This is a genomic window from Pseudorhizobium halotolerans (assembly GCF_902153235.2).
GTDB classification, from domain to species: Bacteria; Pseudomonadota; Alphaproteobacteria; order Rhizobiales; family Rhizobiaceae; genus Neorhizobium; species Neorhizobium flavum.
Map to the genome: position 1 here is coordinate 169,527 of NZ_CABFWE030000004.1, position 15,558 is coordinate 185,084.

At 62.7% G+C, this 15,558-nt stretch carries 18 protein-coding genes and 1 tRNA gene; 17 read left to right on the top strand and 2 right to left on the bottom strand.

Going from position 1 to position 15,558, the window contains the following annotated elements:
- Positions 1 to 174: 174 nt before the first annotated feature.
- From FN060_RS04130 to FN060_RS04150, 5 genes are all read left to right on the top strand, one after another.
- The gene (locus FN060_RS04130) at positions 175 to 525 is read left to right on the top strand and encodes a DUF2200 domain-containing protein (protein WP_142586980.1); all 351 of its coding nucleotides are present in this window, start codon (positions 175 to 177) and stop codon (positions 523 to 525) included.
- Between the two features lie 170 nt (positions 526 to 695).
- A complete protein-coding gene (gene ribH, locus FN060_RS04135) occupies positions 696 to 1,151 on the top strand; it encodes a 6,7-dimethyl-8-ribityllumazine synthase (protein ID WP_142586981.1) in 456 nt (151 codons plus the stop codon).
- 4 nt (positions 1,152 to 1,155) lie between these two features.
- On the top strand, positions 1,156 to 1,635 hold the full coding sequence (gene nusB, locus FN060_RS04140) for a transcription antitermination factor NusB (protein ID WP_142586982.1): 480 nt from the start codon (positions 1,156 to 1,158) through the stop codon (positions 1,633 to 1,635).
- A gap of 22 nt (positions 1,636 to 1,657) precedes the next feature.
- The gene (locus FN060_RS04145; RefSeq protein ID WP_142586983.1) at positions 1,658 to 2,881 is read left to right on the top strand and encodes an MFS transporter; all 1,224 of its coding nucleotides are present in this window, start codon (positions 1,658 to 1,660) and stop codon (positions 2,879 to 2,881) included.
- Between the two features lie 147 nt (positions 2,882 to 3,028).
- Complete coding sequence (locus tag FN060_RS04150; RefSeq protein ID WP_142586984.1) at positions 3,029 to 5,167, top strand: sodium-translocating pyrophosphatase; 2,139 nt, start codon at positions 3,029 to 3,031, stop codon at positions 5,165 to 5,167.
- An 80-nt stretch (positions 5,168 to 5,247) separates the two neighbouring features.
- On the opposite strand, the gene FN060_RS04155 is transcribed toward FN060_RS04150, so the two are convergent.
- Complete coding sequence (locus FN060_RS04155) at positions 5,248 to 5,709, bottom strand: outer membrane protein assembly factor BamE (RefSeq protein ID WP_244665686.1); 462 nt, start codon at positions 5,707 to 5,709, stop codon at positions 5,248 to 5,250.
- Positions 5,710 to 5,971: 262 nt separating this feature from the next.
- Here FN060_RS04155 and FN060_RS04160 point away from each other — a divergent pair, with 262 nt between their 5' ends.
- The 11 genes from FN060_RS04160 to nadE all read left to right on the top strand — a co-directional run bounded on the left by FN060_RS04160 (position 5,972) and on the right by nadE (position 13,688).
- Positions 5,972 to 6,508: a ubiquinol-cytochrome C chaperone family protein gene (locus FN060_RS04160; RefSeq protein ID WP_142586986.1), complete on the top strand. Its 537-nt coding sequence runs from the start codon at positions 5,972 to 5,974 to the stop codon at positions 6,506 to 6,508.
- Between the two features lie 7 nt (positions 6,509 to 6,515).
- On the top strand, positions 6,516 to 7,085 hold the full coding sequence (locus FN060_RS04165) for a YceD family protein (protein ID WP_142586987.1): 570 nt from the start codon (positions 6,516 to 6,518) through the stop codon (positions 7,083 to 7,085).
- Between the two features lie 94 nt (positions 7,086 to 7,179).
- The gene (gene plsX / locus FN060_RS04170) at positions 7,180 to 8,226 is read left to right on the top strand and encodes a phosphate acyltransferase PlsX (protein ID WP_142586988.1); all 1,047 of its coding nucleotides are present in this window, start codon (positions 7,180 to 7,182) and stop codon (positions 8,224 to 8,226) included.
- 18 nt (positions 8,227 to 8,244) lie between these two features.
- Positions 8,245 to 9,216, top strand: a complete 972-nt coding sequence (locus tag FN060_RS04175) for a beta-ketoacyl-ACP synthase III (protein ID WP_142586989.1) — start codon at positions 8,245 to 8,247, stop codon at positions 9,214 to 9,216.
- 128 nt (positions 9,217 to 9,344) lie between these two features.
- The gene (locus tag FN060_RS04180) at positions 9,345 to 9,683 is read left to right on the top strand and encodes an integration host factor subunit alpha (RefSeq protein WP_077547891.1); all 339 of its coding nucleotides are present in this window, start codon (positions 9,345 to 9,347) and stop codon (positions 9,681 to 9,683) included.
- A 141-nt stretch (positions 9,684 to 9,824) separates the two neighbouring features.
- On the top strand, positions 9,825 to 10,361 hold the full coding sequence (locus FN060_RS04185) for a MerR family transcriptional regulator (protein ID WP_142586990.1): 537 nt from the start codon (positions 9,825 to 9,827) through the stop codon (positions 10,359 to 10,361).
- Between the two features lie 121 nt (positions 10,362 to 10,482).
- Entirely contained in the window at positions 10,483 to 10,896 is a 414-nt protein-coding gene (locus tag FN060_RS04190) for a BA14K family protein (protein WP_142586991.1), read from the top strand.
- 150 nt (positions 10,897 to 11,046) lie between these two features.
- Positions 11,047 to 11,241, top strand: coding sequence for a hypothetical protein (locus FN060_RS04195; protein WP_142586992.1), 195 nt, complete (start codon positions 11,047 to 11,049; stop codon positions 11,239 to 11,241).
- Between the two features lie 93 nt (positions 11,242 to 11,334).
- Positions 11,335 to 11,408 (top strand) — tRNA-Pro (locus tag FN060_RS04200).
- A 229-nt stretch (positions 11,409 to 11,637) separates the two neighbouring features.
- Complete coding sequence (locus FN060_RS04205; protein WP_142586993.1) at positions 11,638 to 12,732, top strand: YeeE/YedE family protein; 1,095 nt, start codon at positions 11,638 to 11,640, stop codon at positions 12,730 to 12,732.
- A 107-nt stretch (positions 12,733 to 12,839) separates the two neighbouring features.
- Entirely contained in the window at positions 12,840 to 13,688 is an 849-nt protein-coding gene (gene nadE, locus FN060_RS04210; protein ID WP_425312137.1) for an ammonia-dependent NAD(+) synthetase, read from the top strand.
- Between the two features lie 23 nt (positions 13,689 to 13,711).
- Here the strand turns inward: nadE and FN060_RS04215 are convergent, their stop codons facing one another.
- Positions 13,712 to 14,206: a glycine zipper domain-containing protein gene (locus tag FN060_RS04215; RefSeq protein WP_142586994.1), complete on the bottom strand. Its 495-nt coding sequence runs from the start codon at positions 14,204 to 14,206 to the stop codon at positions 13,712 to 13,714.
- Between the two features lie 258 nt (positions 14,207 to 14,464).
- Between FN060_RS04215 and FN060_RS04220 the strand changes: the two genes are divergently transcribed.
- A complete protein-coding gene (locus FN060_RS04220) occupies positions 14,465 to 15,496 on the top strand; it encodes a substrate-binding domain-containing protein (RefSeq protein WP_142586995.1) in 1,032 nt (343 codons plus the stop codon).
- Positions 15,497 to 15,558 lie beyond the last annotated feature (62 nt).

Genomic DNA, 15,558 nt, shown 5'->3' on the forward strand with positions numbered 1-15,558 from the left:
CATTCCTGGAGGGCCGGCTTTACCGGTGGTCTCAGAGTGAGGCGCGAGGAACGTCCTTTACGCCCCGCCCGTCGTCATCCTCGGCTTGATCCGAGGACATGGACGTCCGTTTCGGCTAATCTCGCGATTTCAGTCGCCTATGCGTTGAAAGACCACTCTTTCCTGGAGGGCAGCATGAGCGGACACAAGGTTTACGGCGTCAGCGTCGCGAGCGTCTATCCGCTTTACGTGGCCAAGGCAGAACGAAAGGGGCGAACCGCCGCGCAGGTCGACGAGATCATCTGCTGGCTGACCGGCCATGACCGCGACAGCCTGAAAGCCGAACTGGAGGCAGGTACCTCTTTCGAGAACTTCTTCGCCAGGGCGCCAGCCATGAACCCGTCGCGCAGCTTGATCAGGGGCGTCGTCTGCGGTGTCCGCGTCGAGGATATCGAGGAGCCGACCATGCGCGAGATACGCTATCTCGACAAGCTGGTCGATGAGCTCGCCAAGGGGAAGGCGATGGAGAAGATCCTGCGGCGCTAGCGCTCAGAGCTTCGCGGATGCCGGCGCTAAGAAGTCCCGGTCTTCATCCTCGCCCAGGCGCAGCGCGATCCGGGGAGCAGCCATGCGGGAAAAGTGCTTGCCTTCCTGCCACCGCCGTGGTTTGACCCGCGCCATCCCGATTTGCACGCCCTTTCCGCCAAGGTAGCCTGATGTCCGACACGTCCAAGCCCCATCTCCTGATCGTCGAGGCCCGTTTCTATGACGACATGTCCGACGCGCTGCTCGACGGGGCGGCCTCGGCGCTGAAGGATGCCGGCGCCACCTGGGATGTGGTCACCGTGCCCGGCGCGCTCGAGATCCCGCCGGCCGTCGCCATGGCGCTCGACGCGGCCGAAAACGATGGCACCCATTACGACGGCTTCGTCGCGCTCGGCATGGTCATTCGCGGCGAGACATACCATTTCGATATCGTGGCCAACGAATCCTCCCGCGCCCTGATGGATCTTGCCGTCTCGGAATCGCTGGCGATCGGCAACGGCATAATGACGGTCGAGAACGAGGAGCAGGCCTGGGCGCGCGTGCGCCGCTCCGACAAGGACAAGGGCGGCTTTGCCGCACGTGCGGCGCTGACGATGATCGCGCTGCGCGAAAAGCTGAATGGTTGATCCGATGACGAACGACGAAAAACCGGCGGTGAAGCCCGCCAACCAGCGGGGCGCCGCGCGCCTCGCCGCCGTGCAGGCGCTCTACCAAATGGACGTCGGCGGCGCCGGCGTGCTGGAAGTGGTCGCAGAATACGAGGCCCATCGCCTCGGCCAGGAACTCGACGGCGATACCTACCTGAAGGCAGATGCCTCCTGGTTCCGCTCGATCGTCTCCGGCGTCGTGCGCGATCAGGTGAAGATCGACCCGGTTGTGCGCTCGGCCCTGCAGAACGACTGGCCGCTGTCGCGGCTGGATTCCACGCTCCGAGCCATCCTGCGCGCCGGTACTTTTGAAATCCTCGAGCGCAAGGATGTGCCGATCCCGGTGATCGTCACCGAATACGTCGAGATCGCCCAGGCCTTCTTCGAGGGCGAGGAGCCGAAGATCGTCAATGCGGTGCTTGACCGGATCGCCAAGCAGGTTCGCGGCCCGGCGGCAAAATAGCACGACAGGAAAGGCGGCGGAGATGGAAGGCAGCGTGGAGGGACTTCAGGGACAGCTCAAGGCCGCCAAGCGCAACGTCTTCCTGCTGTCGACGGTTCAGGCGCTGCTCGGCGCCGCACCGCCGCTCACCTTCGCCCTTGGTGGCCTTGCCACCTATCAGATGCTGGGCGAGGACAAGTCGCTCGCCACAGCTCCATTGACCGGGTTCAATGTCGGCGTGGCCTTGGGCGCCGTCGCTGTCGCGATTGCCTCCCGCTTCCTCGGCCGCCAGGCGGGCTTCATGCTCGGCGCGTTGATGGGGGCCGTCGGGGCAGGGGTCGCCGCCGTCGCACTCTTCCGCAGCGATTTCTGGCTCTTTGCCATCGGCCTGATGATGATCGGCGTCTCAGGCGGCTTCACCCAGAAGATCCGTTTCGCCGCCGCCGATGTCTCGCCGAGCTTCTATAAGCCGAAGGCGATCTCCTGGATCCTCGCCGCCGGCATCGTCTCCGCCATTCTCGGGCCACAGCTGGCGATCTGGTTCAAGGACCTCTTCGAGCCCGTCGGCTTTGCCGGCGCCTTCGTGGCGCTCATCCCGCTCAGCCTCGTCGCGATCCTGATCCTTGCGGCGCTGAGGCTGCCGGAGGCGGGGGTGAGGACCGCGGAGGATGCGCCGGTACGCCCGCTCCGGGAGATCGTACTGACGCAGCGCTTCATCACCGGCATGGTCTGCGGGATCGGCTCCTATGCGCTGATGACCTTCATGATGACCGGCGCGCCGCTCGCCATGGTGATCGGCTGCGGCTTCTCCACCGAACTCGCGACGCTCGGCATCCAGTGGCACGTGCTCGCCATGTTCGCGCCGAGCTTCTTCACCGGCATGCTGATCACCCGCTTGGGCACGGAGAAGGTGGTCGCAGCCGGCCTCGTCATCCTCATGGCCTGCGCCGTCGTCGCCCATATGGGCATCGAGCTCTGGAACTTCTGGGGGGCTCTGGTGCTGCTCGGCGTCGGTTGGAACTTCGGCTTCATCGGCTCCACCGCCATCGTCGCCTCCAGCTACCGTCCGCATGAGGCCGACAAGGTCCAGGGCTTCCACGATATCATCCTCTTCGGAACCGTGGCGCTCTCCTCCTTCTCGTCGGGCAAGGTCTTCACCGCCTGGGGCTGGGAGGCGATGAACCTCGTCATCTGGCCCGTCACCATCCTCTGCCTCGCGCTCATCTTCCTTCTGATGCGCCGGACTGCCGCGACGAAAGCGGCATAAGCCTCTTGCTTTTCTAGGGCTTGACGCAACCTCATCTCCGCCGCAATCTCCCTCCCGCATGGCAACCCTTGGTTTCCTTGGGAGGGGAGGTGGTTGCCGGTTCATGCTGCGAGGGGACTCGTCGGCAAAAGGGAGAGGAAGAAGCGAATGACCGTAATTTTCGGTGTGATCCTGTGCGGCCTGCTGTCCGTCGCGTATGCCGTCTGGGCAACGCAGAGCGTGCTGGCCGCTGATCAGGGCAATGCCCGCATGCAGGAAATAGCAGGCTATATCCGGGAAGGGGCGCAGGCCTATCTCACTCGGCAATACATGACCATCGCCATCGTCGGCGCGGTCGTCACCGTGCTTACATGGCTGCTCCTCTCCGGAACGGCCGCCATCGGCTTCGTCATCGGCGCAGTGCTCTCCGGGGCGGCCGGCTTCATCGGCATGCATGTCTCCGTCCGCGCCAATGTCCGCACCGCCCAGGCTGCCTCGCAGAGCCTGTCGGCGGGCCTCGACATCGCCTTCAAGTCCGGCGCCATCACCGGAATGCTGGTCGCCGGTCTCGCGCTTCTCGGCGTATCCATCTACTACTGGATACTGGTCTCGGCGCTCGGCCATGAAAGCGGCTCGCGCGAAGTCATCGACGCGCTGGTGGCGCTCGGCTTCGGCGCCTCGCTCATCTCGATCTTCGCCCGCCTCGGCGGCGGCATCTTCACCAAGGGTGCGGATGTCGGCGGCGACTTGGTTGGCAAGGTGGAAGCCGGCATTCCCGAGGACGATCCGCGCAACCCGGCAACGATCGCCGACAACGTCGGCGACAATGTCGGCGACTGCGCCGGCATGGCCGCCGACCTCTTCGAGACCTATGCCGTCTCCGTCGTCGCCACCATGGTGCTCGCCGCGATCTTCTTCGCCGGTGCGCCGGTGCTCGGAAGCGCGATGGTCTATCCGCTCGCCATCTGCGCCGCCTGCATCGTCACGTCGATCATCGGCACATTCTTCGTCAAGCTCGGCACGAACGGGTCGATCATGGGCGCCCTCTACAAGGGCTTGATCGTCACCGGCCTGCTGTCGATCATCGGACTAGGAGCAGCGACTTCGTTCACCATCGGCTGGGGTTCGATCGGCACCGTCGCTGGCCAAGAGATTACCGGGATGAACCTCTTCATCTGCGGCATCCTCGGCTTGGTCGTCACGGCGCTGATCGTGGTGATCACAGAATACTACACCGGCACCAACAAGCGGCCGGTCAATTCCATCGCACAGGCCTCGGTCACCGGCCACGGCACCAATGTTATCCAGGGCTTGGCTGTGTCGCTGGAATCGACGGCGCTGCCGGCGATCGTCATCGTCGCCGGCATCATCTCGACCTACCAGCTTGGCGGGCTGTTCGGCACCGGCATCGCGGTCACCGCCATGCTCGGTCTTGCCGGCATGATCGTCGCGCTCGACGCCTTCGGCCCGGTCACCGACAATGCCGGTGGTATCGCGGAAATGTCCGGCCTGCCGTCAGACGTGCGCAAGTCGACGGATGCGCTTGATGCGGTAGGCAACACCACCAAGGCCGTCACCAAGGGTTACGCAATCGGCTCGGCCGGCCTCGGTGCGCTGGTGCTCTTTGCCGCCTATTCTAACGACCTTGCCTACTTCGCCGCCAATGGCGACCGTTACCCGTATTTCGCAGATATGGGCGACATCTCGTTCAGCCTGTCCAACCCCTATGTGGTGGCTGGTCTGATCTTCGGCGGTCTCATCCCCTACCTGTTCGGCGGTATCGCCATGACCGCGGTTGGCCGGGCTGCCGGCTCCATCGTCGAGGAAGTGCGCAAGCAGTTCCGCGACAATGCAGGCATCATGCAGGGAACGGTGAAGCCGGATTATGGCCGTGCCGTGGACATCCTCACGAAGGCAGCGATTCGCGAGATGATCATACCGTCGCTGCTGCCGGTGCTGGCGCCGATTGTCGTCTATTTTGGCGTGCTGCTGATTTCCGGCTCCAAGGCCTCGGCGTTTGCCGCACTCGGTGCCTCGCTCCTCGGCGTCATCGTCAACGGCCTGTTCGTGGCGATATCCATGACGTCCGGTGGCGGCGCCTGGGACAATGCCAAGAAGAGCTTCGAGGACGGCTACGTCGACAAGGATGGCACGCGCCACATGAAGGGCTCGGAGGCGCACAAGGCCTCTGTGACCGGCGACACCGTCGGCGATCCCTACAAGGATACCGCGGGTCCTGCCGTGAACCCGGCTATCAAGATTACCAACATCGTGGCGCTGCTGCTTCTGGCGGTCCTCGCCGGCTGATGTGCCGACCTTGAACAAACAAAGGGCCCGCGGATCGCTCCGCGGGCCCTTTGTTTGTGGATCCTGTGACCCCCGGGTGGTTAGCGGCCGAGATCCTGGAAAATGCTCCGCGCCGCATTCGCGTTCCCGGCCCCGCCGGCGCCGGAAAGCAGCTGCTGCAGGAATGTCAGGTCGCGGCCGCCTGTCGGCGTCGTGCGCGAGATCGTGTCGAAGACCTTGCCGTCCTGCAGCGTGTAGTTCGCCTTGTTGGCGACGACGCCGTCCTTGTCGAAGTAGATGGCGAGCACGGTCTGCTCCACGAGGCGCGGCTTCATGAATGCCACCGGCCGCTCCCGCTTCTGCGAGATGTAGTAGAAGACTTCGCTGTCGAAGGTGGCGGTCGTGGAAGGCGTGCCCATTGTCAGCAGAACCTGCTCGCGGCTCGATCCGACCGGAATGAGTGCCAGCGACTCCTGGTCGATGACATAGCCATTGTACATCGTCTGGCCGATATCCATGGACGTGCAGCCGGTGACTGCGGTCGATGCGATGATGGCCGCCATTGCGGTTCTGCTCAACAACTTCATTTCAGACCTTAACACCCGCCTTGAGAGGCTTCCCCAAACTTCGCCTTGCGGCCTTCGCCGTCGTCTGCTGGCCATATCATTGTGGCTATTCCGGGGACATGGGTCGGAACCAGGTTCCGGCCTGATGCGGAAGTGACCGCTGCGGACGACATGCGTAACGGCGTTGCAATTCGTGCATGCTTCGGTAAACCAGCTTTCGTTTCCATGCAACAGATGGAGACCAAACACGAGAGTTCTCATGATCTTCGGCCTGTTCCGCAAGAAAAAACAAAACCAGCCGATCGTCGATCGCCAGTACGCCTCCTTGACATCGACTGCACGCGATCCCTTCTTCTATACGGACCTCGGCGTGCCGGACACGGTCATGGGCCGGTTCGAGATGCTGTCGATCGCGATGATCCTGTTTTTCCGACGCACGGCAAGTTCTGCAGTGAGCGGGCAGGAACTGGCGCAGGAGATCATCGATGCCTTCTTTCAGGACCTCGATCATTCGATCCGGGAGTTGGGCATTGGCGATCCGGGGGTTCCGAAGAGGATGAAGAAGCTCGCCGGCATGTTCTACGGACGGCTGGAAAGCTACGCTGCAGCCCTGGACGCCACCGATCGAGACGCACTGGCCGCGGCACTGGCGAGAAACATCCATCCGCAGTCTGCAGAGCATCCGCCGATGGAGGACCTGGCGGGCTGGATGATCGCTGCAGAGAAGGCGCTTGTCGCCGTTTCGGAAGAAGAGATCGCCCGGGGTGGGGCAGTGCTATTGCCGCCGGGCAAGTGAGGACGTCATGACGCAAGAACACGGTCGAGGCGAAAGGCCTCCATTCTCCTATCCCGTGCGGGTCGGCCACATATCCGGCAATGCGGTGTCCGTTCACATCGAGGCTGCGCCTCGCGAACTCGCGGCATTGGCAAAGCTCTGGAACGTGCTGGACGTGAAGTCGCTGAAGGCGGATCTGCAGATCGCGCGCTGGAAGAAGGATGGCGTCCGTATCAAGGGGCGCGTCGAGGCGGCGATCGAGCAGGCCTGCGTCGTTACGCTTGAGCCGGTGGTTTCGCAGATCGACGAGACCTTCGAGCAGGTTTTCGTGCCGGAAGGGTCGAAGCTTGCCCGCCTCGTGCTCAGCGACACGACCGAGATGGTGCTTGACCCGGAGGGTCCCGACCTGCCCGAGACCTTCACCGGCGACACGATCGATGCCGGCGAAGTTGTTGCCGAAGTGGTGGCATTGGCCATCGATCCCTATCCCCGCAAGGCCAGTGTCGAGTTCAGCGCGCATATCGAAAGCGACGCATCGACGGATGAACGCAAGCCATCCCCCTTCGCCGTCCTCAAGGACTGGAAAAAGCAGGACTAGGATGGAAATCGCCTTGATTGGGTTGTAAGCACCGCCAGAACAATTATTTTGGCCTCGATTTTCGCCGGGTGGCGAGCAAAGGGATCAGCGAAGAGTGATCAGAATATCTCTTGATGTCATGGGAGGCGATTTCGGCCCCGAAGTCGTCATCGCCGGTGCAGCCAAGGCATTGGAGCGGCATCCCGACGTCACGTTCGTCCTCTTCGGGCTCAAGGAGGATTGCGAGCCCCATCTCCAGAAATACCCCAAGCTGCGCGAACGCTCGGTCTTCCACGAGTGCGAACTCGCGGTCGGCATGGACGAGAAGCCGAGCCAGGCCCTGCGCCGCGGCCGCTATGTCTCGACCATGTGGCGGGCGATCGAGGCGGTGAAGCGTGACGAGGCGGACGTTGCTGTCTCCGCCGGCAATACCGGTGCGCTGATGGCGATGGCGAAATTCTGTCTCCGGACCATGGCACATGTCGAGCGCCCGGCAATCGCCGGCATCTGGCCGACGCTTAAGGGCGAGAGCATCGTTCTGGATATCGGCGCGACGATCGGCGCGGATGCCCAGCAGTTGATGGATTTCGCGCTGATGGGCGGCGCCATGGCGCGCGCGCTTTTTGAAACGGATCGGCCGACCGTCGGTCTCCTCAATGTCGGCGTCGAGGAAGTCAAAGGTCTCGAGGAAGTCAAGGAAGCGGGCCGGCTGATCCGCGAGGCGAACCTTCCCACCATCGCCTATCACGGTTTCGTCGAGGGAGACGACATCGGCAAGGGAACGGTGGATGTCGTCGTGACCGAGGGCTTTACCGGAAATATCGCCCTGAAGACAGCCGAAGGAACGGCCCGTCAGATATCGCAGCTGCTTCGCGACGCGATGTCCCGGACGTTCCTCGCCAAGATGGGATACCTGCTGGCAAAGAGCGCATTCGACCTGCTGCGCGAGAAGATGGATCCTCGCAAGGTCAACGGCGGCGTGTTTCTGGGCCTCAACGGCATCGTCATCAAGAGCCATGGCAGCACCGACGCCGAAGGTTTCGCAGCAGCGATCGATGTCGGCTACGACATGGCCCGCAACCGGCTGACCGAGAAGATCGCCGAGGATTTGAGAATTTATCACGCCCGCCACCAGCCGCCGGCTGGTCCCGAGGCTGCCTGACGACAGGATGACAACAGCATGATCCGTTCAGTGGTTCGCGGCTATGGTGCCGCACTGCCCAAGCGCGCGGTAGCAAATCGTGAACTGGAAGGTGTCGTCGAGACATCCGATGAATGGATCGTCCAGCGGACGGGTATTCGCCAGCGCTACATCGCGGGAGAAGGGGAGACGACGGCGTCGCTGGGTGAGGCGGCTGCGCGTGCTGCTCTCGATAAGGCCGCCCTGACACCGGCCGATATCGACCTGATCATCGTCGCCACGTCGACGCCCGACAACACGTTTCCGGCAACGGCAGTCAATATCCAGAACCGTCTGGGCATGACGCACGGCTTCGCCTTCGACATGCAGGCCGTCTGCTCGGGCTTCGTCTACGCCATGGCGACGGCGGACATGTACATCCGGGGAGGCATGGCGAAGCGTGTCCTCGTGATCGGCGCCGAAACCTTCTCGCGAATTCTCGACTGGAAGGACCGCACCACCTGCGTCCTCTTCGGTGACGGCGCCGGCGCGCTGGTCCTCGAGGCGGCGGAAGGCGAGGGCACAATAGCCGACCGGGGGGTGCTGACGTCCCACCTGCGATCCGACGGCACCCACAAGGAGAAGCTCTACGTGGATGGCGGCCCTTCGACGACGGGCACGGTCGGGCATCTCCGAATGGAAGGCCGCGAGGTCTTCAAGCACGCGGTCGGCATGATCACCGACGTCATCGAGGCCGCCTTCGAGGCGACGGGGACCACTGCCGAAGACCTGGACTGGCTTGTGCCGCATCAGGCGAACCGGCGCATCATCGACGGCTCCGCGAAGAAGCTCGGAATTCCCTCCGAGAAGGTCGTGGTAACTGTCGATCTGCATGGCAACACGTCGGCCGCGTCCATACCGCTGGCGCTCTCTGTCGCGCTCGATGACGGCCGCATCAAGCAGGGCGATCTGGTCATGCTGGAAGCCATGGGCGGCGGCTTCACCTGGGGCGCCGTGCTCGTTCGTTGGTAGCCTCCGGCGGCCCTGTCTCCTTTCAGGACATTTGCCGAAGCTGCTGATTTTACAGTAGTGCTTGACCCTGCGGCCTAAGCAAAATACTCTCGCACGGCTTTCAGACGACAGTGGACTGGGCGGGGATCATGGCCGGAAAAACAGTGACACGGGCGGATCTGGCGGAATCGGTTTTCCGCAAGGTGGGTCTTTCACGAACTGAGTCCGCCGAACTGGTGGAAACCATCATCGACGAGATCTGCAACGCCATCGTCCGCGGCGAGACGGTGAAGCTCTCCTCCTTCGCTACCTTCCAGGTCCGGTCGAAGAACGAGCGGATCGGCCGCAATCCGAAGACGGGCGAGGAAGTTCCGATCTCTCCGCGCCGGGTGATGACCTTCAAGGCCTCCAATGTCCTCAAGCAGCGTATCCTGCGCGCCCATAACATGCGAAAGCTGAAGCAGAAGCCGCCGGTGCCGGCCGCCTGAGCGATTCAGCTGTTCAAATCCTCCACGCCTGCTTGAATTCCGCCCCATAGAGGGCTGAAATGTCGACGATTCGTGACTTGGTCATTCGACGACACGTCGCGGGTTCTGCGCGGGCATCATGCTCGCTTGTGGGAGATTGACGTGGACAAAAGCCCGGACGCTTTCCGCACCATCAGCGAGGTTGCCGAGGATCTCGACCTGCCACAGCATGTGCTGAGGTTCTGGGAGACGCGCTTCCCGCAGATCAAGCCGATGAAGAGAGGAGGCGGGCGTCGCTATTACCGGCCGGAAGATGTTGACCTGCTGAAGGGTATCCGCCATCTGCTCTATGATCACGGCTATACCATCAAGGGCGTCCAGAAGCTCCTGAAGACCAATGGCAACAAGTTCGTTTCCGCCATCGCCTCCGGTGATCTTGCGGCGATGGATGCGATCGTGGCCGCCAGCAACGACAAGCATGTCGAGCCCAAGGTTGGCAATGCCGAAGAGGATCAGCTTGTCGGCCGTCCGAAGGCCAAGCCGAGCGGCCGTTTCTTCGGCTTCGGAGCGGCCGGTGAGGGCGACATGCCCGAGGTTGCGATCGGCAAGGCAAGCATTGGCAAGGAAGACCGGGCGCTGTTGCAGGAGGCGCTTTTCGACCTCCTGGAATGCAAGCGCCTGCTCGACCAGGTCCGCTGAAGGTCCCAGTCCTCCGGTGCGTCTTCGCTTCCGACGCACGAAAATATGTTCGTTCACCTCTGGTTCAGGCACTTTGCCGGACCATTTCCTCTGGAAGGGACAAGAAAAGAGGTGAGGAAACATGAAAAAGCTCGCAGTCATTCTCGTTTCGCTGGTAACGGCAGTGTCCGGCATCACGCCTGCGCAGGCATTTCCCTCGGCCCCCACCGTCAAGGTTGAGGTAGCCAAGGACGTTCAGCAGGTCAGGCATCGCGGTCACCGTTACAGACACTGGCGGGGAGATCGGTACTATGGTCCCCGCTACTACGGCCACAGGCACTACCGTCACCGTCACGGCAATGCCGGTGCGATCATAGGTGGCCTTGCGGCAGGCGCCATCATCGGCGGCGCACTGGCGGCCCAGCAGCCGCGCTACTACCGCGGCGGCAATGCGCATGTGCAGTGGTGCCACGCGCGCTATCGCTCCTACAGGGCCTATGACAACACCTTCCAGCCCTACAACGGCCCGCGCCGGCAGTGCCGCTCGCCCTATTGACGACGCGGTAAAATGGCCAAGAAAGGCCTGAAAATCGGCGGCCGGGCATCCTGCCCCGCCGCCGATGTAAATCTTCGTAAACAAAGTCTTCCTAGACTGGGAACTGGTGGGGTCGATGCGCCGTTGTGGCGACTGAGACGGAGGGAAGACATGATCTGGAAGATTTTCACGGAAGTGCTGTCGGGCGATAATCAGCCGGCCACGGGGACCTATGCGGACGGCTTCTATCACGTGCTGGCCAAGAGAGATCTCGTCCACGAACGCGACCGCAATTTCCGCGAGTCCTACGGCCGCGATTATTCGATCGGCCGCAAGCTCGACACGGCTCCACAGCTCCTTGCTTGACATCGGCGTCTACTGAGCGATGAGCAGGCTGCGATTTTTCGCTTGCGCCCGTCCTGCCGAATGACTAGGGAAATCCTGCTCGAAAGAGCGTGACGGAATGTAGCGCAGCCAGGTAGCGCACTTGACTGGGGGTCAAGGGGTCGTGGGTTCGAATCCCGCCATTCCGAGATTTTCGACAGGTAGTCCGCAAGGCAATCCCTATCTCTGAACGCCAGCTCCGACTGCGAGCTGGCGTTTTTGATTCTGAGGTTCACAGCCGCGGGAGACTGTCCCATCACCCCAGAGCGCCAGAAAAAGCCGGCGGGGTTTGATCCAGATTAAGCAAATACATTCAAATAACCCTATCCTTCCCTGATCGGTCGATGCCCTTTGGCCGCGAAATTGGAGAACTGGATAGTGATAGAGACGCTGATAGACCGGATAGGCACGTCGGATCTTTTGCTCCTGGGAGGAATCTCGGTGGGCTTCCTGTTCGGCGCTTTCGCGCAGCAGAGCCGTTTCTGCCTGCGCTCGGCCGTCACCGAGTTTCGTCGCCGCGAGCCGGGTAACAAGCTTGCCGTCTGGCTATTCGCCTTCTCGGTGGCTCTTGCCGGCGTCCAGGTGGCGATCATGGCCGGATGGCTGGATGTCTCCCAATCGCGGATGATCGCCGCGACGGGCAGCATGTCGGGAGCGGCGATCGGCGGCATCCTGTTCGGGATCGGCATGATCTGCGCGCGTGGTTGCGCCACGCGGCTTCTGGTGCTGTCGGCGACCGGCAACCTGCGCGCGCTGCTGGCGGGGCTGGTCTTCGCTGTGGCGGCACAATCGGCCTATAATGGGCTGCTGGCGCCGCTGCGGGCGGAAATCTCGGGGTGGTGGTTGGTCGAGGGCGGCTCCAATCGCGAAATCCTGTCCCTGCTCGGTGGCGGCAATCGCCTCGGCCTCGTGATTGGGCTCGCCTGGCTCGGTGCGGGCCTGGCCGTGGCTCTCTACAGCAAGGTGAGCCGGAGCGTCCTGTTCGCGGCGGTCGGCGCCGGGCTCGCCATCCCGGCTGGCTGGATCTTCACCTATGCAGTCTCCCAGGCATCGTTCGACCTTGTCTCGGTGGAATCGCTTACTTTCTCCGGACCCTCGGCCGAGCTCCTGATGTTGACCGTCGCGCCTTACGACAAGGCCCTCGACTTCGGGATCGGCATCATGCCCGGCGTGTTCCTCGGCTCATTCACGGCCGCCTTCCTGACGGGCGAACTGAAGATCCAGGGTTTCGACAGCGGCCACACGATGCCGCGCTACATCATCGGTGCGGTTCTCATGGGGTTCGGCGCGATGCTCGCCGGGGGATGCGCGGTTGGTGCCGGCGTCACCGGCGGGTCGATCCTGGCCGTCACCGCATGGACGACGCTGATCGGGATGTGGATCGGCGCCATGGTCACCGACTGGGCCTTCGTCCGTTTCTGGGAAGAGCCCGAAGGATCGGTCTCCAGCATGGAACTGCGGCCGTCCTCCTGACGCCTCTCTGGCCTACGGGAACATATCTCTCCTGCCGCCTGTTGTTTCCTGTCATGGAGTGCCCATGGCGGCACGCGTCACGAGACGGATGATGAAAGGAGACCAGCGTGGAGAGGCGACAGGAGATCGGGCATCAGGACCTTCTTGAGCGGCAGGCTCAGATTGCAGAGACACTGGGGGTCTCCAGGGATTTCGACGCTGCGGCCGAAGCTGAACGCCGCATTGCCTTTCTCGCGGATTATCTAAAGCAATATGCGCTCCGCACGCTCGTATTGGGGATCAGCGGAGGCGTGGACTCCCTTGCTGCGGGCTTGCTTGCTCAACGGGCGGTCGAGCGGCTGCGAAAGGGTGGATCGGAAGCCGAGTTTATTGCTGTCCGACTCCCTTACGGGACCCAGGCGGATGAAGCGGATGCCCGGAAGTGTCTGGAGGTCATTGGCCCCGACCGCGTGGTATCGATCGACATCCGGCCGGCGACCGACGCGATGATGGAGGAGGTCATGCGCGACGCGGCTGATCTGCTGGAGGGGGAGCGGTTTCACTTCCATCTCGGCAATATCAAGGCTCGCCAGCGAATGATCGCGCAATACGCGCTCGCCGGCGCCTCGCGCGGCATCGTCATCGGCACGGATCATGCTGCCGAGGCGCTCATGGGGTTCTACACGAAGTTCGGTGATGGCGCCGCCGACATCCTGCCGCTCGCAGGCCTCAACAAGCGGCGCGTTCGCGCTGTCGCGAGGCATCTCGGCGCTCCCGACGATCTCGTTGAGAAGGTACCGACCGCCGATCTCGAATCAGATGCGCCCTTGAAGCCGGACGAGGCGGTCTATGGCGTAACCTATGAGGAGATCGATGACTTTCTTGTGGGCAAGCCGATCCCGGACGAATCGCTGCGGAAGATCCTCACCAGCCACCAGGTCTCTGCCCACAAGCGGGAACTGCCGGTGGTCCCGTGACCGCCGGCAGCAGGTAGCGGGTTCTATTTCCGCAGGCCGAAGAAGAATCCAAGGACGGCAGCAATGCCGACTGCCTTCCAGGGGCGCTCCCGGATGCGAAGCTCGACGTCATCCAGAGCATCCTGGGCGCGCGCCTTGGCGACGCGCGTCGTGCCGGATGCCAGTGTCGTCACCGTTTCCCGCAGTCGTGCAACTTCCGCCTTCAACGCATGGAGCTCGCCGGGATAAACCTGCGTGTCCGCCTCGTCCGCCTGCTCACGCGTGGCCTGCAAGGCTTCGTCCACGAGCGGGAACTCGTCGTTCAAAGCAGCGGAACGCGCCGACTGCCTGTTGCCGGATGCCTTCCTTGCAGTTCCGCCACTACCGGCAATGGCCGTGTCGGTGGCTGCGACGGGATCCGAGGCTGGGAAGGTATCCTCCAGTCCCTCGTCAAGCTCGCTCTTTCCTTCGCTCGTACGCTGCTGGGCCCGCTCCTTCTTGATCGAGCGCACTGCGGGAGATTCGTCGTCCTGTGCCATGTCTGTTCCTTCCGTTTTCCGTGAAGCAAATTCCCAAGCCCTCCCGAAGTTCCACGGTCCGCGACGGAGGAGCCTTCCGCTGCGGCGGTGGGCCCTAGGCCCATGCAGGTTGCCTTTGGCGCTTCGCCCGGGGGCGCGGAGGAGCAGGTGCAGAGTCCCGGGCCGAACTGCTATATAACTGTCACAAAACTGTAATGGGGCACCTATAGAGGGGAGCCGACGCCGAAGCGTCAATCCGAATTCTTAGGGAGAATTTCCATGAAGAAGTACCTTGGAAGCTGCGCGGTCGTCGCACTCATGCTGGCTACCACGGGCGCTGCTGCTGCACGCGATCAGATCCAGATCGCCGGCTCCTCGACCGTCCTGCCCTATGCCTCGATCGTTGCCGAAGCCTTCGGCGAAAACTTCGACCATCCGACCCCCGTCGTCGAATCCGGTGGCTCCGGCGCCGGCCGCAAGAAGCTCTGCGAAGGCGTGGGCGAGAACACCATCGACATCGCGAACTCCTCTTCGCGCATCAAGCAGTCGGACATCGACCTGTGCGCCCAGAACGGCGTGACCGAAATCCAGGAAGTCCGCATCGGCTACGACGGTATCGTCTTCGCTTCCGACATCAACGGTGCGGAATATGCCTTCACCCCGGCCGACTGGCACAATGCCCTGGCTGCCAAGGTCCTGAAGGACGGCCAGCTGGTCGATAACCCCTACAAGAACTGGAACGAGATCCGCGCCGACCTGCCGGCACAGCCGATCCTCGCCTTCATCCCGGGCACCAAGCACGGCACCCGTGAAGTCTTCGACGAAAAGGTCCTCGTCGACGGCTGCAAGGAGAACGGTGCCGAGGAAGCCCACAAGGCTGCCGGTGCTGAAGATGCGGCCAAGGCTTGTATGCAGCTCCGCACCGACGGTGTCTCCGTCGATATCGACGGCGACTACACCGAGACCCTGTCGCGCATCGATGCCAACAAGAACGGCATCGGCGTGTTCGGCCTGTCCTTCTACCAGAACAACACCGACAAGCTTCGCGTCGCGACCATGAGCGGTATCGAGCCGTCGGTCGAGACCATCGCTTCCGGCGAGTATCCGGTATCGCGTCCGCTGTTCTTCTACGTGAAGAATGCCCACCTCGATGTCATTCCCGGCCTTCAGGAATATGTCGAGTTCTTCGTATCGGACGACATGGCCGGCCCGAATGGTCCGCTGGCACAGTACGGTCTCGTCTCTGATCCGGAGCTTGCCAAGACCCAGGAAGCGGTTAAGAACCGCACCCCGATGGCTGCGCTGAACTAATCAGCGCCTTCTGGCGGCGCAATGAATGCGCCGCCAGTGCTCCTTCGATCGAGGATCTCGGC